Raw genomic sequence first — 20,712 nt, 5'->3', positions numbered from 1 at the left:
TGCGCAGTGGCGATAAACGCGCAAGCTTGGCGTTCACTGTTTGCAGATTCCAAACAATCCGAGGGCGCAAAGTGGACCGTTTCGATGCAATGCAGGCGTTCGCCCGGGTGGTTGAGGCGGGCAGTTTCACCAAGGCTGCCGAGACCTTGCACATAAGCAAGACCACTGTCACTCAGCTCGTCCAGCAACTGGAAGCCCGGCTGCGGGTCAGGTTGCTCAACCGCACCACGCGCAAGGTCAACGTCACTGCCGATGGCGCAATCTATTACGAGCGAGTGATCAAGCTGTTGGCCGATATGGACGACGCCGAAACCAGTCTGTCCGGCGCGTCGGCATTGCCCAGAGGACGCTTGCGCGTAGATGTGCCGAGCCCGCTGGCGAGGCTGATTCTGATGCCGGCATTGCCTGAGTTTCATGCGCGTTATCCGGACATTCAGATCGACATGGGTGTCAGCGACCGCATCGTCGACATCATCGATGAGAACGTCGATTGCGTGGTGCGCGGCGGCGAATTGCTTGATCAGTCACTGATGGCGCGGCGGGTGGCCGATCTTCAACTCGGGGTCTTCGCCGCGCCGAGTTACCTGGCCCGTGCCGGCACGCCGCAGCATCCACGCGAGCTGGAGGACTCGCATCATCGGGTGGTCGGTTTTCTCTGGGCCCGCACCGGCAAACCGGTGCCTTACGCCTTGCACAATGGCAGCGAGCACCTGCAGATCAAGGGCCGCCACGTGCTCGCCGTCGATGACGGCAACGCATACCTTGCGGCAGGTCTGGCCGGCATGGGCGTGCTGTGGTTACCCAGGTACATGTCGCACGCGCATCAGGCCCGGGGCGAGTTGGTGCCGCTGTTCGAGGACTGGCAACTTGAGCCGATGCCGCTCTACGTGGCGTACCCGCCGAACCGGCATGTGAGCCTGAAACTGCGGGTGTTCATTGACTGGATCGTGGAGCTGATGGCGCAACATGCGCCGCTCGTTGCTCGCCGGGTTGAGTGATCGATCGCAAGCATGATTGACTCTTTGGCCCATCGAGCCAACTATCGGCGCATAACAACATGACCGATGGGCCAGACCTTGATCGAACGACGTCAATTCAGCGGAGGCATGAAGGGTAAAAACCTCCGCTATCTGAATGAGCAATCCACCGAGACCCGCATCACCCGCACCGGTTTCCTGTTGCTGGAGCACTTTTCACTGCCGGCCTTCACCCAGGCGCTGGACACCATCATCACCGCCAACCTGTTGCGCGCCGGACTGTTCAGCTCGCGCACGTTCGGGCTGGGTGAGGGTGAGGTGATCAGCGATCTGGGGCTGGTGATTCGTCCGGATGCGCGGATTGACGCCGCCAGCCTTGCGGATCTGGACTTGCTGGTGGTGTGTGGCGGCTACCGCACTGAGCTGAAGGCCAGCGAGGAGTTGAACAGCCTGCTGCGCTCGGCGGCGGAGCGTGGGGTCAGTCTGGCCGGTTTGTGGAACGGTGCGTGGTTTCTCGGCCGCGCCGGGCTGCTCGATGGCTATCGTTGCGCGATCCACCCGGAACACCGTCCCGCACTCACGGAAATTGCCAAAGCCACTCAGGTCAGCAGCGAACCTTATGTGATCGATCGCGACCGGCTCACCGCGTCGAGTCCGTCCGGGGCTTTCCATATGGCGCTGGACTGGATCAAGAGCCTGCACGGCAAGGCGCTGGTCGAGGGCATCGAGGACATTCTGGCATTCGAGGAGTCGCGGTATCGGCGGATCAAACCGGATGAAAACCTCTGCGTCAGTGCACCGTTGCGCGAGGTGGTCAAGCTGATGGACGCCAACCTCGAGGAGCCGCTGGAGCTGGAGCAACTGGCGGTGTACGCCGGGCGCTCGCGGCGACAGCTGGAGCGTTTGTTCAAGGAGCAACTGGGCACCACGCCGCAGCGCTATTACCTGGAATTGCGCATCACCGAAGCCCGGCGCCTGTTGCAGCACACCGAGCTGTCGCAGATGGAAGTGCTGGTGGCCTGCGGTTTCGTTTCGCCGAGCCATTTCAGCAAGTGCTACAGCGCATTTTTCGGTTATCGCCCGTCCAGGGAAAAACGCCTGGTCAAATAGACCGAGGCGTTTTCTGCCTTCGACCTCAGAGGTGATCGGCGTCGATCACTGCCTGAGCAAAAGCCTGCGGATCCTCCTGCGGCAGGTTGTGGCCGATGCCGCCGTTGATCAGGCGGAACTGGTACTTGCCGGTGAACCGCTTGGCGTAATCCTCAGGCGCCGGGTGCGGCGCGCCGTTGGCATCGCCCTCGAGGGTGATGGTCGGCACACTGATAAATGGGGCGCTGGCGAGTTTCTGCTCCAGCGCCGCGTATTGCGGTTCGCCCTGCACCAGGCCCAGACGCCAGCGGTAGTTGAACACCGTGATCGCGACGTGATCGGGGTTCTCCAGCGCTTTGGCGCTGCGGTCGAACGTGGCGTCATCGAACGCCCACTTCGGCGAGGCGAGCTGCCAGATCAGCTTGGCGAAGTCGTGGGTGTTTTTCCGGTAGCCGTCACGGCCACGTTCGGTGGCGAAGTAGAACTGATACCACCACTGTAATTCGGCCTTGGGCGGCAACGGATTTTGCCCGGCAGCCTGATTGCCGATCAGGTAGCCGCTGACCGAGACCAATGCCTTGACTCGCTCCGGCCACAGCGCCGAGACGATGTCCGCCGAACGTGCGCCCCAGTCGTAACCACCGAGCACCGCTTGCTTGATGTTCAGGGCATCCATGAAGTCGATCACGTCGCTGGCCAGCGCCGCAGGCTGCCCGTTGCGTGGCGTCTGATCGGAGAGGAAATGCGTGTCGCCATAACCCCGCGCATACGGCATCAGCACCCGATACCCCTTGGCGGCGAGCACCGGCGCGACCTCGTCATAGCTATGAATGTCGTACGGCCAGCCGTGCAGCAGAATCACCACCGGCCCCTGCGCCGGGCCGGTTTCGGCGTAGGCCACATCCAGCAGCCCGGCCTTCACATGCTTGAGCGGACCGAACGGCGAGGGCGCGGAATACCTGACGTTGTGGTCGCCGGTTGCCGGCTGCGCGGCGGCGGCCGTTGGCATTTGCGTCGCCGCCAGCGCGCCGAACAGCGCCACGGCGAGGATGTTCATACGGTTGAATGCTGCGTTTTTCATGCTGAAGTCTCCTTGGCAATCCTGTCGGGGGCAGGTGCGGGCTGAGCCCGGCAAACCTTGCAGGCATTTGAACGCCGGCACGTATCTGGCCTATGTCGAAAAAGCGCGGTGATTCAAGTTCATGTATCGCCGGGGTGTCTGTACACACTGTGGTACACAGCCGGTGTGCTTTGTATGGCCGTGTATCCAGCTCTGCACGTGATACACGGCGAGACCAAACGCGGGTTTTTCGACACATGGCCGCTACACCCGGCAGTCACAGTGCAGGCCTTCACACCATGACTGTCGAGAGGGCAATTGCATGCAACGCACACTGATTCTGGCCACTGTGGCCGCACTGGTTTCATTCACCGGCCTGGCGCAGGCGGCAGACGCTCAGGCCATGAGCTGGCAGCAGGGCTTGAGCCGTACCGACCTGATTCGTCAGGACCTGGGCGACGCGGATCGCGAGGTGATACAGGCACGTATCGATTTCGAACCGGGTGTCACCGCGCCGCGGCATGCGCATCCGGGTGTCGAAGTGGCGCACGTGCTCAGCGGCACGCTGGAGTATCAACTGGAGGGGCGGCCGGCGGTCACGCTAAAGGCCGGTGACTCGCTGTTCATCCCGGCAGGCGTGGCCCATGTGGCGAAGAACGTCGGCCAGGACCAAGGCGTGGAACTGGCGACCTATGTGGTGAAAAAGGGCCAGCCGCTGCTGCAGCTGAAACCGTGATCGGGCTTATCTGGCGCGCAGCAACTTGCGGTAATCCACTGGCGAAATCCCGCGGGCCTGACGGAAGGAATGGCTGAAAGAACTGGCCTGCGAGTAACCCAGCATCAGGGCGATGTTCATGATGCTGGTCTCGGTGCGGCGCAGGTAATGGTCGGCCAGTTCCATGCGCATGGTTTCCAGCACCTGATTGAAGTTTTCCCCTTCGGCCGCCAGTTTGCGCTGCAAGGTGCGCGGCGAAATCGCCAGCTGCCGGGCCAGGCTTTTCAGGCTGAAATCACCGGTCGGCAATTGCTCGGTGAGCAGCGCGCGCAATCGATCTGTGACCGAAAACGCCGGATACGACAGGCACAACTGCCAGTCGGCCTCCAGCAGCATGCTGCGATGCATGCGCGGGTCGGCGCCCTGGATTCGTGTAGAGAGTGTCGACTCGGCAAACACCAGCGCATTGCAACCGGCCTCGAACTGCACCGGACAACCAAAGAAGTGTTCATACAGCGCCGGTTCGCCCACCGCCGAATGCATCATCCGGACTTCCAGCATCGGCTGATTACTGGCGATCAACCAGCGGCCGAACGCTGCCCAGCCGACCATCAGCGCTTCCTGATGCAGGGCGCAATAGGGCTCCAGTTCACTGATGCGTTGATCTTCGAGGGTCACGCGGCCGTCGCCGATGACGATTCGGGTCTGGCTGGACGGACTGTCGTAAACGATCTTGCCGAAACGCAGAATCATATTCAGCGATTCGCCCAGTGTCGCGCTGGTCATCAGCACATAACCCAGTACGCCGTAGGTGCCCGGGCGTACGGCGGCGCCGACCAGCAGGCCGAAATGCGGCAGGTTGCTGCTGAGCGCCGCCAGTTCCAGCAAGGCACGCAGTTGGCGCATGGGAATGCGCACGATCGAGTCGGACAACTGCTCGCGTGAGAGTCCGGTCTGCTGCAACAGCCAGTCGCCATCGCAGCCGTATTGTTCGGCGACATCAAGGACGTGGTTAACGAAGGCAGCGCTGGAAGTGGCGGGTCGCATGGGGGGAGGGGAAGTCCGGTAATCCGGTGATCTTGCTTTTCCGAAAGGTGAAGAAAGCGACGTCGCCAAGGCGCGCGGCGTCAATAGACCCTACATGCGCCCGATCACCGGAATACCGGTGCCAGTGACGGCCGACGCTTGTTCCGAGATCAGAAACAGAATGACCGCCGCCAGTTGCGCCGGTGTCACCCAGCGCTGGTGCTCGGCGTCGGGCATGGCTTCACGGTTTTGCGGGGTGTCGAGCACGCTCGGTAACACGGCATTGACCGTGATGCTCATGTCCTTGAGTTCTTCGGCGAGGCTTTCGGTCAGGCGCAAAACGCTGGATTTCGACGCGGCGTAAGCGCCCATGCCCAGCCCGGCCTTCGCCGCCATGCTCGATCCGATATTGACGATGCGTCCCGCCGAGGATTGCAGCAGCAATGGCAGCAAGGCTTTGCTGGCGTTCAATGCGGTTCGAAGGTTCAGCGAGTAGAGCCGATCCCAGGCCTCTATCGCACTGCCCAGCAACGGCTCCCACGCATAGCCTCCGGCGCCGTTGACCAGGGCGTCGAGGCGTCCGAAATAGCGATTGATCTGGTGGGCGACTGCTTGGCAATCGGCAAGGGAGGTCAGATCGATGCCGGACAGGACCAGTCGATTGTGCGAGCTGGGCATCGCCATCGTCGCCTGATCGATCAGCACCAGATCCGCGCCCTGGGCTGCGGCCATGTCCGCCAGGGTCTCGCCGAGATTCCCCAGGGCGCCGGTAATCGCCACAACGCGCCGTGAGAGTGACTGAGTCATCAAGAGTCCTTTCCTTTTTAAGGGCGCATACTCTAATGATATCGGTGGCCCGTGGCATGCTTTTGGATGTCAACTTGTTGTGCAAAAGTGCCAAAATTTTATGCTTGGCAACACATCACGAAAGGGTCGTGAAACAGGCGTCAGAAAGTTGGCTTCTGACGGTGGGCGCCAAGCGGATTCTGAAAGCCTGGCGATGGTTTGGTCTGGCATTCTTGTCGCTGTTTCGCCAAGCGCAAGTCCTTCCTGAAGTCTTTAGCACGCTTTTTTTCCGGACGACGCCGTGCAATTCAGAAGTACGTTTTTTGCGTCACATAATCTGTTGCTGCAGCGAGTCAGTGCTGCTTGTATCCTTGCGCGCGACAAGGACACGCGGCTGCAGTCATCGAGTCGGTCGACCCGCCGCAGGAACGGAAACCGGACTTTCCCAAAGGTAGTAATGTGAAGCGTGATACCCGCCTGGTTGTGCTTTTGTTGTTGGTGATCGGTTGTTCCCTCGGGTCACTGACGGTGTGGAAAGTGCTGGCCTCTCGAGAGCGCGCACTGGAGGAGGTAAACGTTCATGGCCTGAACCTGACCCAGGCGCTGGCGACTTATTCCGAAGGGATCGTTCGCCAGAGTTCGTTGCTGCTGCTCGGAATCGTCGAACGTCTGGAAACCGAAGGCAGTGGCCCCGCGCAGATCCAGCGTCTGAGCGCTCTGGTCAATCGTCAGGAACCGCTGATGCCGCAGCTCAGCGGCATCACCATCTACGACAATCAGGGCCGTTGGCTGATGTCGTCCAACCGACCGATTCCGGCCGGGGCCAACAGCAGTGATCGTGTTTATTTCATCCATCATCGTGACGACCCGAGCCGCGAGACCTTTATCGGTCCGCCGATCCAGAGTCGCTCCAATCAGGAGTGGGTGATCACCGTCAGCCGCCGTTTCAATGATGCGCACGGCGAGTTTGCCGGTGTGGTGGCGGTGACCCTGGGAATCGAAAACTTCCTGCGCCTGTTCGGCAAGATCGATGTGGGCCAGGAGGGTGCTATCGGCTTGTCCTATACCGACGGTACGTTGCTGGTGCGCTATCCGTTCCGCGAGCAGGACATGGGGCGTAACTTTTCCAAGTCGCCGATCTATGAGAAGTATCTGGTCGATCGATCGGTCGGCACCGCGTCATTTACTTCCAGCCTCGATGGCGTCGAGCGGCTCTATGCCTTCCGCAAGAGCGACCGGCTGCCGCTGATCACCACCGTCGCCCTCGGCAAGCGCGAAGCCCTTGCTGCGTGGCGCATGGAGGCCTGGCTGTCGGCAGTGGTGGTCGCGGGGTTGCTGGGGCTTACCGGGCTCATCGGCTGGTTTCTGATTCTCGATATTCGCAGGCGTACCAGGGCTGAAGATCAATTGCGCGGGACGCAGCAGCAGTTGCTTTCCTCCAATCGTCAGCTTGAGTTACTGGCGATGAAGGACGCCCTGACCGGCCTGGCCAACCGGCGCTGCTTCGATGAGAGCCTCGCCATGGAAGCCCGACGCGCACAACGTGACGGCACGACGCTGGCGTTGCTGATGATCGATATCGATTACTTCAAGCTGTTCAACGACTCGTTCGGGCATGTCGCCGGCGATGCCTGCCTGCAGAAGGTCGGGACAATCCTCGAAGGTTGTGTACGGCGCCCCTCGGATCTGGTGGCGCGTTACGGCGGCGAGGAGCTGAGCGTGATCATGCCGGCCACCGACAGTGACGGTGCTGCAGTGGTCGCGCAGTTGATCCTCGAACGCTTGGAGCAAGCGAACATCGCACACCCGTCCAGCCCGTTCGGCCGGCTGAGTGTGAGTATCGGCATCGCTACGGTCTCGGGGGCCCAACTGCAATCCTTGCAAGGGTTGATTGAGGTCGCCGATCAGGCGCTGTATAACGCCAAGACGCTGGGGCGTAACCGGTTTGTGAAGTGATTGGTGGGCATTAATCCGATAGATCGCCGTCAGGCTGACTTTCACGCCGGGCGGCGAACCCGCTGGGTGTCTCTTGATGGCGGACACCCGAACTGGCGACTGTATTCCCGGCTGAATTGCGACGGGCTTTCGTAGCCCACTCGATAGCAGGCACTCGCCACATCCAGCCCTTCGCCGAGCAATAAGCGGCGGGCTTCCTGCAGGCGAAGCTGTTTCTGGTATTGCAGTGGACTCATGGCCGTCACGGCCTTGAATTGATGATGCAATGTGGAGCTGCCGAGACTTGCGACCCGCGCGAGTTCTTCGATGCGCAAGGGTTGGGTGTAGTGGTTGTTCAGCCAATCGATTGCCCGCGTTACCCGGCGTGTTTGCGAGTCAACGAGGGCAAGCTCATACAGACGACGACCGTGCACACCTCGCAGGAGCCGGTAATACAGCTCGCGAAGGGCGAGGGGCGCGAGCATGCCGATGTCTTTCGGTGTTTCCAGTAGCCGGACCAGCCGAAGCATGGTTTCCAGCAGAGGCACATCGACCTTTTCAATGAACAGGCCAAGCTCCGGCTCGTCCGGGACGCCCGTCGGGGGCGAATCGGCGATGACCTGCGCGATTTCCGTGGCTTCGAAATCAATGCGGATACACAGGTAGGGCGCCTCCGGGCTGGCCATCAACACGCGCCCGGAAACGGGAAGTGTCACTGAGACCACCAGGTAACTGAGCGGGTCGTACAGGTAATGGTCGTCACCCAGGCCGACTTCTTTTTGTCCTTGCACGATCAGGCAAAGTGCCGGCTTGTGCACGGTGTGGATCAGCTCCGAAGGCGCGTCAAAACGGATCACATGCAAGGACGCTATGGCTGTCTCATAGACCCCGGATGCGCTAAACCGTTGCGTCAGCAAGCGAACCAGTTCGTCACGGTAGATGGCCGTGTTTTGCAGGATGAAAGCATCGCTCTGTTGCATTTCAGGCTCTCACAAGTGTCCATGAGCGTCTGCCCGGAACTGTCCAGGCAGACGATATTCACCCGACATCATTAAAGTGCTCATTGCCGATAAAGGACCATGCCGGCGTGATACAGCACGTCGTCATGAAAATGCCCGTCAGCGGTGAAGCCGGTGTCGTCCCAGTACTGGATATAGTCACCGGTTATTTCGTAGCGACCTTCATAAGCACTGTTATTTTTACCACGGGCCTCGTCATAACGCCCAGTGGTCAGAAGCTCGTGACGGATGAATCCATCGGCGGTGACCCACATCCCGGCGTAACGATGGTCAGGCGTGATTTGTCTGGCATTTTTCATCAGCTTTTCTCCTCAGTCCTCATTCAATCCGAGCGGCCTGCCGTGGCCTGTGTCTGCATCCGTTGCGTGCTTTCAGATTACGTAGCCGAGCGCAGAGGTGTCAGAACAAAACTGCCGCAGATTTGCCTGATCCTCTCGGGCTTGCGGGCGGATCTTTCCTGTAATGGCTCAACCGGCCGTGACGGTCATGCCGCCGTCGGCCATGACAACCGAACCGACCATGAAGCTGGCACGATCCGAGGCGATGAACGCGACCACTTCGGCGATTTCTTCCGGTTGTGCCGCACGGCCGATCGGCGCGGCCTCGCCGTGTTGGGCGAGAAATGCCGGACCATCGTCGACTACATTGTTGAGGATGTTGGTCACCACATCTCCGACGCCGACGGCATTGACGCGGATGCCGTGGCCAATGACTTCAAGCGCCAGGGTGCGCGTCAGTTGCGCGAGTGCGCCTTTGGAAGCGGTGTAGGCGGCGATGGTGGGGAAAGCGAAGTAGGAGGCGTAGGACGCGATGTTGACGATCGAACCGGATTTATTCGGCATCATCGCCTTGACCGCTTCGCGGCTATGCAGAAATGCCGCCGTGGCATTGACCGCCTGAATGCGCTCCCAGTCTTCGCGAGTCATGTCGATGACCAGTTTGTTGATGATGATGCCGGCGTTATTGACCAGGATGTCCAGTCGACCAAATTGCTCGACGGCCAATGCGACCGCGCGTTCGGCGGCCCCGTCCTGAGTGATGTCGGCTACCAGTGGTACCAGCCCGGGGCGAGCCAGCGCCTCTACCTCAGGGTTGATATCTTCGGCGATGACCTTGGCGCCGCGGGCATGCAGCAGTAGTGCGATGGCCTTGCCGATGCCACTGGCCGCGCCAGTGATCAGAGCCACTTTACCGGCCACTTCGTTTGGTGTGCTGTGCTTGATATCGGTCATGATGTTCTCCAGCATTTTGATCGAGTAGGGATTGGCCGGGTCGGCGCCCGCAAGGCGCTGTCATCGGCGACGGGCCTACTGTCTCGCAGCGGGGCGAGGTCGGCTTTCGGGAGATTGCCCCGGCTGTCGGGGTTTTGCGCTGAATCTCAGCAAAAGGGCATGTTCATGACCAATACCGGGCAAACGGCGTTGCAACAGAAGTCCACTTCCTCCCAGGACTTGCGCATCACCGGGCAGTCGATGGGAGACTACCTGCCGGGCGAGCCGCAGGCGTTGCCAGCGTGTCCGGAAATCAAGGACATCGTGATCCGGTTTTTTACCCATGGCAGCGTGGTTGAACCCATTCTCGTGCCTGCGGTGGTGGAACCGCTGCTCGTCCTGGTTCTGGCGGGGTCGGCGAGGGTGGAGGAGCGCGTGCCGGGTGGCGAGTGGGAAGCGGCGGAGGTCAGCGCGGGCGATTTTTTCCTCACCAGTTCCGACGAGCCTTATGAGATGCGCTGGCAGACTCAAGGGGCCGACACCTTTGAAGTCATGCACCTTTATCTGGGGCTGCCGTTGATCGAGCACGCGTCGCGTGAGTTGTTGGGGGATTACGGGGGAGCTGTGCGTTTGCGTGATATTTCCGGGGCACGCGACGCGCGCGTCGCGTTTGTCATGGAGCAGTTGCGCACCGAACTGGTTCTGGAGCGCTCGCCCAGCGCTCTGTTTGCCCGCTCGCTGGCACAGGCGCTGGCCGTACATCTGGTGCGCAGCTATCGCGCCGAGGCCCGAGGCGGACGTCGGAGCAACGCTTTGCAAGCCTACAAGCTGCGCAAAGTCACTGACGCCATGAGCGCGGATCTGGGCGCTGAATTCAGTCTGGCAAAGCTGGCCGGACTGGCCGAGCTGAGCGAATACCACTTCAGCCGTCTGTTCAAGCGTGCGACGGGTTTTTCGCCTTCGCAGTACTTCATCCGCTTGCGCATGATTCGCGCGCGGCAGCTGTTGCTCGAGACCGGGCGCAGTGTCATCGACGTCGGCCTGGAGGTCGGCTATTCAAGCCCCAGTCACTTCTCTCAGGTATTTCGTCGCGAGGTGGGCGTAACGCCCAGCGAGTTCCGTGGGGCTTGAGCATCGCTGCTTTATCTGTTTTGCAGATTGATGCACACCGACACGAATAGGCAAAAGTTGCGCAGGTTTCGGCACGCGCCGAGCAGGCATGTGCCCTTAATCTTTTCGACGTACCCCGCAGCAACGCCCGCACTTCAGCGGTCGCTGCTGAACTTCAATGCTGAGAGCAGGAGCTACGGATATGTCGAACATTCACAACAAAGTCGTGCTGATTACCGGTGCAAGCAGTGGTATTGGCGAAGCGGCGGCCAGGCTGATCGCCAGCAAAGGTGCCCATGTGGTACTCGGTGCCCGCCGTACAGAGCGTCTGGACCAACTGGTCAGCGAGATCCGGGCCGAGGGTGGCTCGGCCAGCGCCCGCGCACTGGATGTCACCGATCTGCAATCCATGCAGGCGTTCGTGACGTTCGCCAAGGCGCAACATGGCAAGGTCGACGTGATCATCAATAACGCGGGCGTGATGCCGCTGTCTCCCCTGGCCTCGCTGAAAGTCAATGAGTGGAACCAGATGCTCGATGTCAACGTGCGCGGGGTGCTGCATGGTATCGCTGCGGTCTTGCCGGACATGCAGGCGCAAGGGTACGGGCAGGTTATCAATATCTCGTCGATTGGCGGTCTTGCGGTCTCTCCAACCGCCGCGGTGTACTGCGCGACCAAATTCGCCGTCCGCGCCATCTCGGATGGTTTGCGCCAGGAAACCGACAAGATCCGCGTCACGGTGGTGTGCCCGGGTGTCGTCGAGTCGGAACTGGCCGATACGATTTCCGATGAGGTGGCACGCGAGGAAATGAAAGCCTTCCGGCGTGTGGCGCTCAACGCCGACGCCATTGCACGAGCACTCGCTTATGCCATCGAACAGCCCGACGATGTTGATGTAAGTGAGATTGTGGTACGTCCGACGGCCAGCCCGCACTGAGCCATCCTGGAAGGCAATCGCTCTCAGGCTCAAAGCAGTCGTGCATCAACGGCTGCTTTGGGCCGCTTCATTTTCGAGGCCGCAACGAAAACCATCTGTCGCGCCGTCAGTCGCCGCCGCTGAACACTCCAGAACCGCAGCCCTCTACCGACTTACAAGTCCGGGGGTAATGACCATGAGCGACATTCGCAAAGAGCAGGCGTTGGCCGCCTGGCGAAAATTACTGGAAGAGCCAGAGATCCGTATGGACGCCGAGGATCAATACGACGAGTTGCTGAAAATGGCCGACACCATGGAGCAGGAAGGGCTGATTACAGCAACAGAATGGCGCCAGTTGGTGCGCAAGGCCGGTGCGAGGTTCGCCCAGGCCACCGAGGGGCTTTCGGGCGGAACCTGAGAATTTGGCGGGGCAGGGCGCAGAGCGACGGTGCCGCATTGACAGCGGCAACTGTTGTTAATGGGAATCTGTATTAATTGCGAATAATTTTGTATAGCATGCGCGGGAGTTTTTTGGCGGATTCACCCCCTGCATTGGCCTATTCGTAAAGGTTTCCCTCTCCATGCGTCGAACCCTGCTTTCCATTTGTGTGCTGCAAGCATTGTCGCCTGCCTCATGGGCTGATCAAACGGGGGCATCACCCTCAACGCTGGAGCTGGACGCAACCGATGTCATCGGTACGGCGAATTACGAAAGGGCGGACGGCCCGGTGCAGGGTTATCGCGCGACGCGCTCGGCCAGCGCCACGCGTACCGACACCTCGATCCACGAAACTGCGCAATCGATCAGCGTCGTCTCGAAGGATGCGGTCGAAGATCTGGGCGCCACCCGATTGCAGGACGCGCTGGACTACGCCGGTGGCGTAGGGCGAGCGAACAATTTTGGTGGCCAGGGCCTGACCACGTTTACCGTGCGTGGCTTCACCACTGGCGAGTTCTATCGCAACGGTTTCCCGATCAACCGCGGCTATCCGAACATGCCGGATGCCAACACAATCGAACGCCTCGAAGTGCTGCGCGGCCCGGCCACCATGCTCTACGGTCGAGGTGATCCTGGCGGCACCTTCAACGTGGTGTCCAAGCAGCCGTTGCCTGAAAGCAGCGTCACCCTGGGCAGCCAACTCAACGATCAGGGCATGAAACGCGGCACGCTGGACGCTTCCGGCCCGCTCGACGAAGAAGGGCGTCTGGCCTATCGCTTGAACGTTGTGGGCGAGGGCGGCGATACTTTCCGCGATCATGTCGAAACCGAGCGCTACGGCATCGCACCGGTGCTCACCTGGCAGGCAAGCGACGCGACCAAGCTGATTTTCGAAGGCGATTTCATGCGCAACAACGCGCCTCTGGATCGCGGCCTTACCCGTTACGCAAAACAGACGGGAACCGCTTCGCGCGACAGTTTTTTCGGCGAAAAAGACGCTGGCAAACTGCATAACGACAACAACATGGCGCAAATGCGTTTCGAGCACATGCTCAATGACGACTGGACCCTGGGCGGCGGTTTCCAGTGGCTCGACGGTTCGCTCAAGGGCAACGCAATCGAGGCTAATGGCATTGCCGATGACGGCCGCACTTTGGGGCGCAATTTCAACTATCGCAAGCTGGAGTGGACCGACAAGGATACCCAGCTCAACCTGACAGGGCATTTCGATACCGCGGGTTTGCAGCACACGTTGCTCACCGGCATCGAGTACGAGGATTACGACTACAAGTCGATCATCCAGCGCTCCAGCGGCGCCGTCGGTGCGTACCCGATCGACATCTTCGACCCGGTCTACGGCCAACCGCGCCCGGCACTCACCCGCACGCCGACACACGACAAGGAAAACCTCAAGACGTATGCCGCGTTCGTGCAGGATCAGGTGGCGTTGACCGATAAACTCAAGGTGTTGGCCGGGGCGCGTTTCGAGCGCTTCGAACATGACTACGAAACTTACGTGCCCGGTGGCAAGAGCTGGCAGGCCAGTGACAACGCGGTGACTCCGCGCATCGGTGTGACCTATGACCTGACCGAGACATTGGCGATCTATGCCGACACGGCGCGCTCTTTCAAGCCGAACACCGGCGCCAGTCGCCAGGGCGGAGGGTTCGAGCCAGAAAAGGGCAAGTCCTATGAAATGGGAATCAAGTGGGAAGCGCTGGATCAGCAGTTGAGCGTCGACGCGGCGATCTATCAGATCGAAAAACGTAACGTGCTGACCACCGACCCGGTTGACTCGACCTTCAGCGTTGCGGCCGGCGAGGTGCGCAGCCGTGGATTCGACGTCAACGTTGCCGGCAACCTGACTCCCGAATGGCGGGTGATGGGTGGCTACGCCTATGTCGATGCCGAGGTAACCAAGGACAACGTGCTGCGCTCTGGCACGCGGCTGATGAACATCCCGAAGAACAGCTTCAGCCTGCTGAACATGTATGAGTTCCAGGACGGCACCTTCAAGGGACTGGGCCTGGGCACTGGCATCAAGTACGTCGACGAGCGCGCCGGCCAAACCGCCAACACCGCGTTTTCGATGGGCAGCTATACCGTTGTCGACTTGCTCAGCTTCTACAAGATCAATGACAAGGTGCGACTCAATCTCGACGTGAAAAACCTCTTTGACCGTGATTATGAAGAGGGCGCATTCGGCAACGTCTATGCCTACCCGGGGGCGCCGCGAACCGTGCAGGTCGGCGTTTCCTACACCTTGTAGCAGGGTGGAGCAAAATTCTCACAGGCCACAAATGAAACAGCCCTGAATATTCAGGGCTGTTTCTTGATTATCCGATAACGCTTGAAACGTTCTTGCTGTAGCCGCTGCCGGCCTCCGTCAGATTCGCGTAAAAGATACAGCCGATCAGTCTCGCGAACAGGCCTAACGTATCCGCCAGATCCGGGTCGTCGAAAATCACCGCCCTGGAGTCCAACGCACACAGCGCGCCCCAAAGTTGTCCGTCAGGAAGGAAAATGGGCGCGCCTGCGTAGCTTTCAATCAAATATTGCTTCACCACGGGGCGTGTGGAAAATCTGCCGTCGCGACTTATCTGCGGCACGAAAAGCACCTGAGGGTCTCTGCGAAACTCACTGCACAGCGTGGTTTCCAATTCCAGCGTGTCGCCGGAGTTGATCCCAAGCTCGATCGGATCGTAGGCGGAACAGACGATCCAGTCAGTCTCGGTGAATTTCGCGATCGCCGCGAACCGCGTCCCGGTCATGCGTGTAACAAGCTGCAGAATATTGGTTGTAGCTTCAATTTCAGCGATAGAGGAACGTTCCTCTGCGCTTAGCAACGCTCTGTCAATGGTGTCACTGAGGGGCATGCATTGTTCTCCGGTCATGATTTTTTAAGTTGGCGACTGCTAAACGCTTTTGAAACTGCCCATTTTGATACTAAACAAAATGGATTCGTTCACATCAAAGGTTCCTGATGGCTGCAATAGCGAAGCGTCATTGGCGTGCGGCTTGAGGCGCCGTTATCGGCGGCGTAGCCTTGATCTCATAAATGTTGGATGTCGCATTGAATGAAAGGTGAGGAAAGTGGAAGGCGTAGTGTTGAGCGAAAAGATGCAACGTGAAGCTGATCGGCTCCTGGCGCAGATTGTCCGGGCAGACTCGATGATCATCGCCGTGAAGGCGGGGGCTCGTGCGGATGGCTTCGTGCTTGGGCTGGAAACCAGCGAGGTTCTGCGTGCCGGCGATGCTGAAAAGCTGTACGTCATTTTTGAAGCGGCTTTGGTCGAGCGGCTGAAAACGCTTTCTCGCAGTTGAGCTGCAGAACATTTATCCGCTTGAACTAACGATTGACCGGTAAGTCAGGGTAGTTATCTGCCACTCTGATTTTGAGGTTATTAATGCGCAATTACACCATCGAGTACCTGTTCAACGGCGAGTCCCGTACGCATCAACTCGCGTTGCAGCAGTCGAAGCTCTCCATTCACGACGCTGCCATGCATCTGCTGGAACTGCATTTTGGGGATGCTGAGAACAGTCTGATCATGCCAACAGCTGACTCGACTGCTGAAGAGATACTGGAGCAGGCCAGTCTGGTGGGTATTACGCAAATCGACGTGAAGGATGCAGGCGCTGACTGATTTGTGGATTCGGCCTTGAGTCCGCGCCGCCATCCCGCTCATCCAGAATGCATAAAACAGAGTGAACTCGCGGTGGCGGAGTCCTTCCGAATTTGAAGAGACAGTTCTTCAATTCCATCGTCAGAGGATTGCACCATGCGAGCAATGACCTACCACGGCGCTCACGATGTACGCGTCGAAACCGTGCCGGACCCGATCCTTGAAGCACCGGACGACATCATTCTGCGAGTGACTGCCACAGCCATCTGCGGCTCGGATCTGCACCTGTATCGGGGCAAGATACCGACGGTCGAACACGGCGATATCTTTGGTCATGAGTTCATGGGCATTGTCGAGGAAACAGGTTCGGCAGTGACCGCGGTGCAGCGCGGCGATCGAGTGGTGATTCCGTTCGTGATTGCCTGCGGCGACTGTTTCTTCTGCCAGCAGGCCCTGTACGCGGCCTGTGAGACAACCAATGCAGGACCGGGCGCGGCGATGAATAAAAAGCGCATACCGCCGCCGGCTGCGCTGTTCGGTTTCAGCCGCATGTACGGCGGAATTCCGGGCGGCCAGGCCGAATTGGTGAGGGTGCCGAAAGCCAATACCGGGCCGTTCAAGGTGCCGGGAACACTGGCGGACGAGAAGGTCTTGTTCCTTTCCGACATTCTGCCGACCGCATGGCAGGCGGTGATCAATTCGGGCGTTGGCCAGGGTTCGAGTCTGGCGATCTATGGCGCCGGGCCGGTCGGACTGCTCAGTGCGGCGTGCGCTCGCATGCTCGGCGTCGAGCGCATCTTCATGGTTGATCACCACGCTTACCGACTGGCCTATGCGCAACGCACCTACGGTGTCATTCCGATCAATTTCGATGAGGACGACGACCCGGCCGATACTATCATCAGCCAGACACCCGGCAACCGTGGGGTGGATGGCGTGATTGATGCGGTGGGCTTCGAGGCCAAAGGCAGCACTACCGAAACGGTGCTGGCCACGCTCAAACTCGAAGGCAGCAGCGGCAAGGCACTGCGTCAGTGCATCGCGGCGGTTCGCCGCGGCGGCTCGGTCAGTGTGCCGGGGGTGTACGCGGGGTTTATCCATGGATTCCTGTTCGGTGACGCTTTCGACAAGGGCCTGACTTTCAAGATGGGGCAGACCCATGTGCAGCGTTATCTGCCGGAACTGCTGGGGCATATCGAAACCGGGCGCCTGCAACCGGACGCAATCATCAGTCATCGACTCTCGCTCGAGCAGGCGGCCGAGGGCTACAAGATCTTCGACAAAAAACAGGAAGACTGCCGCAAGGTCATCCTGACGCCGGGCGGCAGTGCTGTGCCGCTGGCCGAGGTGGACGGGACAGCACCGCTGGTGCCGGCCGTCTGAGCAAGCAGACCTGTGCCGAGAGCCCTCGCCACAGAATCATTTAGCGGGAGACGATCATGAAAACAATCTGTGCCTGCCTGGGGCTTTGCTCAATGTTGCTGTTGCAGGGCTGTTTTGAAGGTTCGAATGATGCGCCGAACAAGGATGGCGACAAAAGCAAGGCGTCGCTGCAGATCCAGAAAGACAAAGCGGCCGATTCAGATAAGTGATTGAGGGTGCGGACGTGCGCGCGAAACTGAACTGCATTCGCGTGTGGAGCATCGCGTCCAGTGGCGGTTGGCCAGGCATCTTGTTCTGGGTAACGCTGATGCTGGTTACCGGCCTGCTGCTGATCAGCGGATATAGCGCACTGGTCGGTGCTGACAAGGGAAATCTGCGTCTGGCTGCATTGGGTGGCCTGTCAGGCTTCGGGGCGACCGCATTGGGCGCTTTGGTGGCGATCATCCTGCGCGATATCGCTTCACGCACCCAGGACATCATGCTGGGGTTCGCGGCCGGCATGATGCTGGCCGCCAGTTCTTTCTCACTGATTATGCCCGGAATCGAGGCTGCCCAAACGCTGTGTGGCAACCCGCTGCTGGCAGCCGCGGTGGTCGTGTGTGGATTGGCCCTGGGCGTTGCACTGATGGTCGGTCTGGATCGCTTTGTACCCCATGAGCATCAGCAGATCGGCAGGCGCGGGCCCGACGCTCAACGCATCAATCGCGTCTGGCTCTTCGTCCTGGCGATTACTCTGCACAACCTGCCGGAAGGCATGGCCATCGGCGTCAGTTTTGCGGACGGCGACATGAAAGTAGGCCTGCCGTTAACGACCGCCATCGCGATACAGGACATCCCCGAAGGACTCGCGGTTGCTCTGGCTTTGCGCGTTACCGGGATCTCGGCCTGGCGGGCGGCACTGTTCGCCATTGGCTCCGGTTTGATGGAACCGCTGGGTGCAGTGGTCGGACTGGGTGTGTCGAGTGGCTTCGCTCTGGGCTATCCGATTGCGCTGGGTCTGGCTGCGGGGGCCATGATCTTTGTGGTGTCGCACGAAGTCATCCCAGAGACCCATCGTAATGGTCACGAGACCCCGGCGACCCTCGGCTTGATGCTCGGCTTTGGCGTGATGATGTTTCTGGATACCGCTTTGGGTTGATGGAAGTCTCACTATGGCACGCTGATCGCGATGGCCAGCACCTGAAACTCAAGGATGCCGCAACCTTGCTGCAGGCCATGCTTGCAGAAGAAAAGGGCGCGGATGAAAAACTGACGAAAATCGCCGAGCAAGGCGGTAATCAGGGGGCGACGCTTGAGAAGTGAGCAGACGTTGCAGCGTGCCTGTAAGCGCCACGGCGATCGAGTACGCCGTGGCACTTCAGGACAAGCCTTCGCCTGTGTTGTATGAATCCACCCATGGCCGTCCTCTGCGGAGGACAGCAGGGTAAACGTCATCCCTTGCGTGAGCGTTACGCTTCCGGCCAGGAGGTGGAATGCTCAGACTCAAAGGCGTACTTGTCTCGTTAAAGTGCGCGACCACCATCAACGATAATTTCCGTTCCCACCGTCCAGCGAGACTCGTCCGACGCCAGATACAGCACCGCCTTGGCTACTTCTTCAGGCGTGCCAAAACGGCCAAACGGAATAGTCGCGACAATCTCCTTGTTGACCTGCTCGCGGTAGGCATCGGGTATACCTGCCTTGTCATACAGCGGTGTGTCGATTGGACCAGGGCTGACCGCATTGACTCGAACACCACGCGGTAGAAGCTCGCCAGAGAGCGTTTTCGACAGGTTCAGGAAGGCCGCCTTGGTTGCAGCATAAACGGATGAATTCGCGGCGCCCAAGTGCGCACTTATCGAGGTGTTAAGAACCACCGATGCAGGATTGGAGAAAGTCGGCAGCAGTGCTTGCAGAAGGAAGTAAGGGCCTTTGACATTGATGTCGAAGGAGCGATCAAACATCTCCTCGTTCCAGTCTTCGATTGGCCTCCAGACGGATACGCCAGCATTGAGGAAGGCAACGTCCAGCTTCCCGTAATGAGACTGAACGGCCTGTGCCAGCTCCTTCTGGGCTGTGACGCTGGCTGAGTCGGCGCGCAACACCAGGACTTCGCTACCTAAAATAGCTTGAGCATTTGCCATGGACTCAGGATTGACACCGGTGACGATCACACGTGCGCCTTCGGCGAGGAACTGCTTGGCGGTCTCCAGACCGATACCGCTTGTACCGCCAGTGATCAGGGTACGTTTGCCTTGTAAACGGGACATCTGAATTTCCTCTCTTTTTGGACCGCCAAATGGACGACTGGCCCTCTGAGAGCAACTATGTATTCATGCCGGCGCGCTGATAAGATGGGTAAATAGAATAGATCTCATGCGAAATCCGCATGAAAAGGGGCGTGATGGATCGGTTGTTACTGATGAGCTGTTTTGTGCGAGCTGTCGAGACAGGCAGTTTTTCTGCTGCGGGCCGTGATCTGGGACTAGGGCAACCGAGCGTCAGTCGTTACGTCGCTGCGCTTGAAGACCATTTGCAAACCAGGCTGCTTCACCGATCCACACGTAAACTGATGCTCACGCCCGAGGGTGAACGGTACTACGCAGATGCGCGGCGTATCCTGGATTCAGTGGAACAGTCCGAGTCCTCACTGAGAGGAAAAGTAGCGCCGTCCGGGCTACTGCGCGTCGCTTGCCCGACCGCATTGGCTCACACTTTCATCGTACCGCACGTCGCGAGTTTTCTAGGGCGCTACCCCGAACTGTCGCTCGATCTTCAAATCAATGATCGCTACGTCAATTTGGTCGACGAGGGGGTAGAACTCGCGATTCGTATCGGTCACCTCGAAGACAGTGCAATGCGAGCCCGGCCACTGGCATGGTTCGAGCGTGTGTGCGTTGCCAGCCGCGCGTACCTGGAGAAACGAGGCACTCCCTCTTCGCCAGACGACCTGAAGGAACACGACTGCCTCATTTATACCCTCCTGTCCACTGGAACCAACTGGCGGTTCAAGGACACTGATGTGCCGATCTCCGGACGACTGCGTGTCAACTCGCCTGAGGCGATCCGTGAGTACGTCAATGCAGGGTTGGGCATCGCGCAGGGGCCGCAATGGCTTTATGAGGAAGGGCTGAAGAGTGGCAATCTTCAATTGCTGCTTAACGAATACGTGGCGCCGCCGGTACCGATCCAGATTGTCTACCTGGCTAATCGGCTGCTCCCCCAGCGAGCCATCGTTTTCATGGATTTTATCGCGGATATTTTTGCTCAATTCCATGAGCGCCCTGACTAGCCTTTTAGCTCGCGGTCAGTGTGCGAGCGGAGAAGAGGACACTGGCACACGTGTGTCGGTTTCCGTTGGCAATGGGAATGGAGTGCGTCCGAGCCGATTGCTGCCTGTCGCGAAGGGCTGCAAACGGCTAGAAGCAGCCGTTCGATCAA

22 protein-coding genes and 1 pseudogene are annotated in these 20,712 nt (G+C 59.5%); 15 read left to right on the top strand and 8 right to left on the bottom strand.

Going from position 1 to position 20,712, the window contains the following annotated elements; translation table 11 throughout:
• The first annotated feature begins 71 nt into the window (after nucleotides 1–71).
• The gene (locus VLA07_RS23570) at nucleotides 72–998 is read left to right on the top strand and encodes a LysR substrate-binding domain-containing protein (protein ID WP_333991753.1); all 927 of its coding nucleotides are present in this window, start codon (nucleotides 72–74) and stop codon (nucleotides 996–998) included.
• A gap of 66 nt (nucleotides 999–1,064) precedes the next feature.
• Nucleotides 1,065–2,087, top strand: a complete 1,023-nt coding sequence (locus VLA07_RS23565; RefSeq protein ID WP_247269064.1) for a GlxA family transcriptional regulator — start codon at nucleotides 1,065–1,067, stop codon at nucleotides 2,085–2,087.
• 25 nt (nucleotides 2,088–2,112) lie between these two features.
• Here the strand turns inward: VLA07_RS23565 and VLA07_RS23560 are convergent, their stop codons facing one another.
• Complete coding sequence (locus VLA07_RS23560) at nucleotides 2,113–3,147, bottom strand: alpha/beta fold hydrolase (protein WP_333991752.1); 1,035 nt, start codon at nucleotides 3,145–3,147, stop codon at nucleotides 2,113–2,115.
• 301 nt (nucleotides 3,148–3,448) lie between these two features.
• On the opposite strand from VLA07_RS23560, the gene VLA07_RS23555 reads away from it, so the two are divergent.
• On the top strand, nucleotides 3,449–3,862 hold the full coding sequence (locus VLA07_RS23555) for a cupin domain-containing protein (RefSeq protein ID WP_150367870.1): 414 nt from the start codon (nucleotides 3,449–3,451) through the stop codon (nucleotides 3,860–3,862).
• Nucleotides 3,863–3,868: 6 nt separating this feature from the next.
• Here VLA07_RS23555 and VLA07_RS23550 read toward each other — a convergent pair whose 3' ends face one another.
• Nucleotides 3,869–4,888, bottom strand: a complete 1,020-nt coding sequence (locus VLA07_RS23550) for an AraC family transcriptional regulator (protein ID WP_027613830.1) — start codon at nucleotides 4,886–4,888, stop codon at nucleotides 3,869–3,871.
• A gap of 90 nt (nucleotides 4,889–4,978) precedes the next feature.
• Entirely contained in the window at nucleotides 4,979–5,674 is a 696-nt protein-coding gene (locus tag VLA07_RS23545) for an SDR family NAD(P)-dependent oxidoreductase (protein ID WP_027613831.1), read from the bottom strand.
• A 438-nt stretch (nucleotides 5,675–6,112) separates the two neighbouring features.
• On the opposite strand from VLA07_RS23545, the gene VLA07_RS23540 reads away from it, so the two are divergent.
• Nucleotides 6,113–7,609 carry a sensor domain-containing diguanylate cyclase gene (locus VLA07_RS23540; RefSeq protein ID WP_333991746.1) on the top strand — a complete coding sequence of 499 codons (1,497 nt, stop codon included), beginning with the start codon at nucleotides 6,113–6,115 and terminating at the stop codon, nucleotides 7,607–7,609.
• A gap of 41 nt (nucleotides 7,610–7,650) precedes the next feature.
• Here the strand turns inward: VLA07_RS23540 and VLA07_RS23535 are convergent, their stop codons facing one another.
• The 3 genes from VLA07_RS23535 to VLA07_RS23525 form a co-directional block, all read right to left on the bottom strand.
• A complete protein-coding gene (locus VLA07_RS23535) occupies nucleotides 7,651–8,568 on the bottom strand; it encodes an AraC family transcriptional regulator (RefSeq protein WP_330207482.1) in 918 nt (305 codons plus the stop codon).
• Nucleotides 8,569–8,648: 80 nt separating this feature from the next.
• Complete coding sequence (locus VLA07_RS23530) at nucleotides 8,649–8,906, bottom strand: Atu4866 domain-containing protein (protein WP_330207483.1); 258 nt, start codon at nucleotides 8,904–8,906, stop codon at nucleotides 8,649–8,651.
• Nucleotides 8,907–9,074: 168 nt separating this feature from the next.
• Nucleotides 9,075–9,839, bottom strand: a complete 765-nt coding sequence (locus VLA07_RS23525) for an SDR family NAD(P)-dependent oxidoreductase (protein WP_204895496.1) — start codon at nucleotides 9,837–9,839, stop codon at nucleotides 9,075–9,077.
• Nucleotides 9,840–10,004: 165 nt separating this feature from the next.
• Between VLA07_RS23525 and VLA07_RS23520 the strand changes: the two genes are divergently transcribed.
• The 4 genes from VLA07_RS23520 (at nucleotide 10,005) to VLA07_RS23505 (ending at nucleotide 14,552) form a co-directional block, all read left to right on the top strand.
• The gene (locus VLA07_RS23520) at nucleotides 10,005–10,949 is read left to right on the top strand and encodes an AraC family transcriptional regulator (RefSeq protein ID WP_333991836.1); all 945 of its coding nucleotides are present in this window, start codon (nucleotides 10,005–10,007) and stop codon (nucleotides 10,947–10,949) included.
• A gap of 181 nt (nucleotides 10,950–11,130) precedes the next feature.
• Nucleotides 11,131–11,865, top strand: coding sequence for an SDR family oxidoreductase (locus VLA07_RS23515; protein ID WP_330207484.1), 735 nt, complete (start codon nucleotides 11,131–11,133; stop codon nucleotides 11,863–11,865).
• Between the two features lie 175 nt (nucleotides 11,866–12,040).
• Nucleotides 12,041–12,262 carry a hypothetical protein gene (locus tag VLA07_RS23510; protein ID WP_027613838.1) on the top strand — a complete coding sequence of 74 codons (222 nt, stop codon included), beginning with the start codon at nucleotides 12,041–12,043 and terminating at the stop codon, nucleotides 12,260–12,262.
• A 163-nt stretch (nucleotides 12,263–12,425) separates the two neighbouring features.
• On the top strand, nucleotides 12,426–14,552 hold the full coding sequence (locus VLA07_RS23505; RefSeq protein ID WP_333991742.1) for a TonB-dependent siderophore receptor: 2,127 nt from the start codon (nucleotides 12,426–12,428) through the stop codon (nucleotides 14,550–14,552).
• Between the two features lie 67 nt (nucleotides 14,553–14,619).
• Here VLA07_RS23505 and VLA07_RS23500 read toward each other — a convergent pair whose 3' ends face one another.
• Nucleotides 14,620–15,159: a GAF domain-containing protein gene (locus VLA07_RS23500; protein WP_027613840.1), complete on the bottom strand. Its 540-nt coding sequence runs from the start codon at nucleotides 15,157–15,159 to the stop codon at nucleotides 14,620–14,622.
• Nucleotides 15,160–15,376: 217 nt separating this feature from the next.
• Here VLA07_RS23500 and VLA07_RS23495 point away from each other — a divergent pair, with 217 nt between their 5' ends.
• The 6 genes and pseudogenes from VLA07_RS23495 to VLA07_RS23470 all read left to right on the top strand — a co-directional run.
• A complete protein-coding gene (locus VLA07_RS23495; RefSeq protein ID WP_027613841.1) occupies nucleotides 15,377–15,607 on the top strand; it encodes a hypothetical protein in 231 nt (76 codons plus the stop codon).
• A gap of 83 nt (nucleotides 15,608–15,690) precedes the next feature.
• The gene (locus tag VLA07_RS23490) at nucleotides 15,691–15,930 is read left to right on the top strand and encodes a hypothetical protein (RefSeq protein ID WP_027613842.1); all 240 of its coding nucleotides are present in this window, start codon (nucleotides 15,691–15,693) and stop codon (nucleotides 15,928–15,930) included.
• 135 nt (nucleotides 15,931–16,065) lie between these two features.
• A complete protein-coding gene (locus VLA07_RS23485; protein WP_247269074.1) occupies nucleotides 16,066–17,292 on the top strand; it encodes a zinc-dependent alcohol dehydrogenase in 1,227 nt (408 codons plus the stop codon).
• A 56-nt stretch (nucleotides 17,293–17,348) separates the two neighbouring features.
• Nucleotides 17,349–17,501: a hypothetical protein gene (locus tag VLA07_RS23480; protein WP_178083349.1), complete on the top strand. Its 153-nt coding sequence runs from the start codon at nucleotides 17,349–17,351 to the stop codon at nucleotides 17,499–17,501.
• 98 nt (nucleotides 17,502–17,599) lie between these two features.
• Entirely contained in the window at nucleotides 17,600–18,430 is an 831-nt protein-coding gene (locus VLA07_RS23475) for a ZIP family metal transporter (protein ID WP_330207575.1), read from the top strand.
• 12 nt (nucleotides 18,431–18,442) lie between these two features.
• Nucleotides 18,443–18,594, top strand: a pseudogene (locus VLA07_RS23470) (DUF892 family protein); the annotation flags it as partial.
• A 200-nt stretch (nucleotides 18,595–18,794) separates the two neighbouring features.
• Here VLA07_RS23470 and VLA07_RS23465 read toward each other — a convergent pair.
• Nucleotides 18,795–19,541, bottom strand: a complete 747-nt coding sequence (locus VLA07_RS23465; protein WP_330207488.1) for an SDR family oxidoreductase — start codon at nucleotides 19,539–19,541, stop codon at nucleotides 18,795–18,797.
• A gap of 134 nt (nucleotides 19,542–19,675) precedes the next feature.
• Between VLA07_RS23465 and VLA07_RS23460 the strand changes: the two genes are divergently transcribed.
• Entirely contained in the window at nucleotides 19,676–20,563 is an 888-nt protein-coding gene (locus VLA07_RS23460) for a LysR family transcriptional regulator (RefSeq protein WP_333991734.1), read from the top strand.
• Nucleotides 20,564–20,712 lie beyond the last annotated feature (149 nt).

It is taken from the genome of Pseudomonas sp. S3(2024) (genome assembly GCF_036861315.1).
GTDB lineage: Bacteria > Pseudomonadota > Gammaproteobacteria > Pseudomonadales > Pseudomonadaceae > Aquipseudomonas > Aquipseudomonas putida_A.
The sequence above is the reverse complement of the archived record's forward strand: the minus strand, read 5'-3'. Positions and strand labels throughout refer to the sequence as shown.

What these genes read in the sequence shown, in the direction of transcription:
- VLA07_RS23565 (WP_247269064.1), top strand. Translation starts at nt 1,065, where the DNA reads ATGGGCCAGACCTTGATCGAACGACGTCAATTCAGCGGAGGCATGAAG.
- VLA07_RS23560 (WP_333991752.1), bottom strand. Translation starts at nt 3,147, where the DNA reads ATGAAAAACGCAGCATTCAACCGTATGAACATCCTCGCCGTGGCGCTG.
- VLA07_RS23555 (WP_150367870.1), top strand. Translation starts at nt 3,449, where the DNA reads ATGCAACGCACACTGATTCTGGCCACTGTGGCCGCACTGGTTTCATTC.
- VLA07_RS23550 (WP_027613830.1), bottom strand. Translation starts at nt 4,888, where the DNA reads ATGCGACCCGCCACTTCCAGCGCTGCCTTCGTTAACCACGTCCTTGAT.
- VLA07_RS23545 (WP_027613831.1), bottom strand. Translation starts at nt 5,674, where the DNA reads ATGACTCAGTCACTCTCACGGCGCGTTGTGGCGATTACCGGCGCCCTG.
- VLA07_RS23535 (WP_330207482.1), bottom strand. Translation starts at nt 8,568, where the DNA reads ATGCAACAGAGCGATGCTTTCATCCTGCAAAACACGGCCATCTACCGT.
- VLA07_RS23530 (WP_330207483.1), bottom strand. Translation starts at nt 8,906, where the DNA reads ATGAAAAATGCCAGACAAATCACGCCTGACCATCGTTACGCCGGGATG.
- VLA07_RS23525 (WP_204895496.1), bottom strand. Translation starts at nt 9,839, where the DNA reads ATGACCGATATCAAGCACAGCACACCAAACGAAGTGGCCGGTAAAGTG.
- VLA07_RS23520 (WP_333991836.1), top strand. Translation starts at nt 10,005, where the DNA reads ATGACCAATACCGGGCAAACGGCGTTGCAACAGAAGTCCACTTCCTCC.
- VLA07_RS23515 (WP_330207484.1), top strand. Translation starts at nt 11,131, where the DNA reads ATGTCGAACATTCACAACAAAGTCGTGCTGATTACCGGTGCAAGCAGT.
- VLA07_RS23510 (WP_027613838.1), top strand. Translation starts at nt 12,041, where the DNA reads ATGAGCGACATTCGCAAAGAGCAGGCGTTGGCCGCCTGGCGAAAATTA.
- VLA07_RS23505 (WP_333991742.1), top strand. Translation starts at nt 12,426, where the DNA reads ATGCGTCGAACCCTGCTTTCCATTTGTGTGCTGCAAGCATTGTCGCCT.
- VLA07_RS23500 (WP_027613840.1), bottom strand. Translation starts at nt 15,159, where the DNA reads ATGCCCCTCAGTGACACCATTGACAGAGCGTTGCTAAGCGCAGAGGAA.
- VLA07_RS23490 (WP_027613842.1), top strand. Translation starts at nt 15,691, where the DNA reads ATGCGCAATTACACCATCGAGTACCTGTTCAACGGCGAGTCCCGTACG.
- VLA07_RS23485 (WP_247269074.1), top strand. Translation starts at nt 16,066, where the DNA reads ATGCGAGCAATGACCTACCACGGCGCTCACGATGTACGCGTCGAAACC.
- VLA07_RS23480 (WP_178083349.1), top strand. Translation starts at nt 17,349, where the DNA reads ATGAAAACAATCTGTGCCTGCCTGGGGCTTTGCTCAATGTTGCTGTTG.
- VLA07_RS23475 (WP_330207575.1), top strand. Translation starts at nt 17,600, where the DNA reads ATGCTGGTTACCGGCCTGCTGCTGATCAGCGGATATAGCGCACTGGTC.
- VLA07_RS23465 (WP_330207488.1), bottom strand. Translation starts at nt 19,541, where the DNA reads ATGTCCCGTTTACAAGGCAAACGTACCCTGATCACTGGCGGTACAAGC.
- VLA07_RS23460 (WP_333991734.1), top strand. Translation starts at nt 19,676, where the DNA reads ATGGATCGGTTGTTACTGATGAGCTGTTTTGTGCGAGCTGTCGAGACA.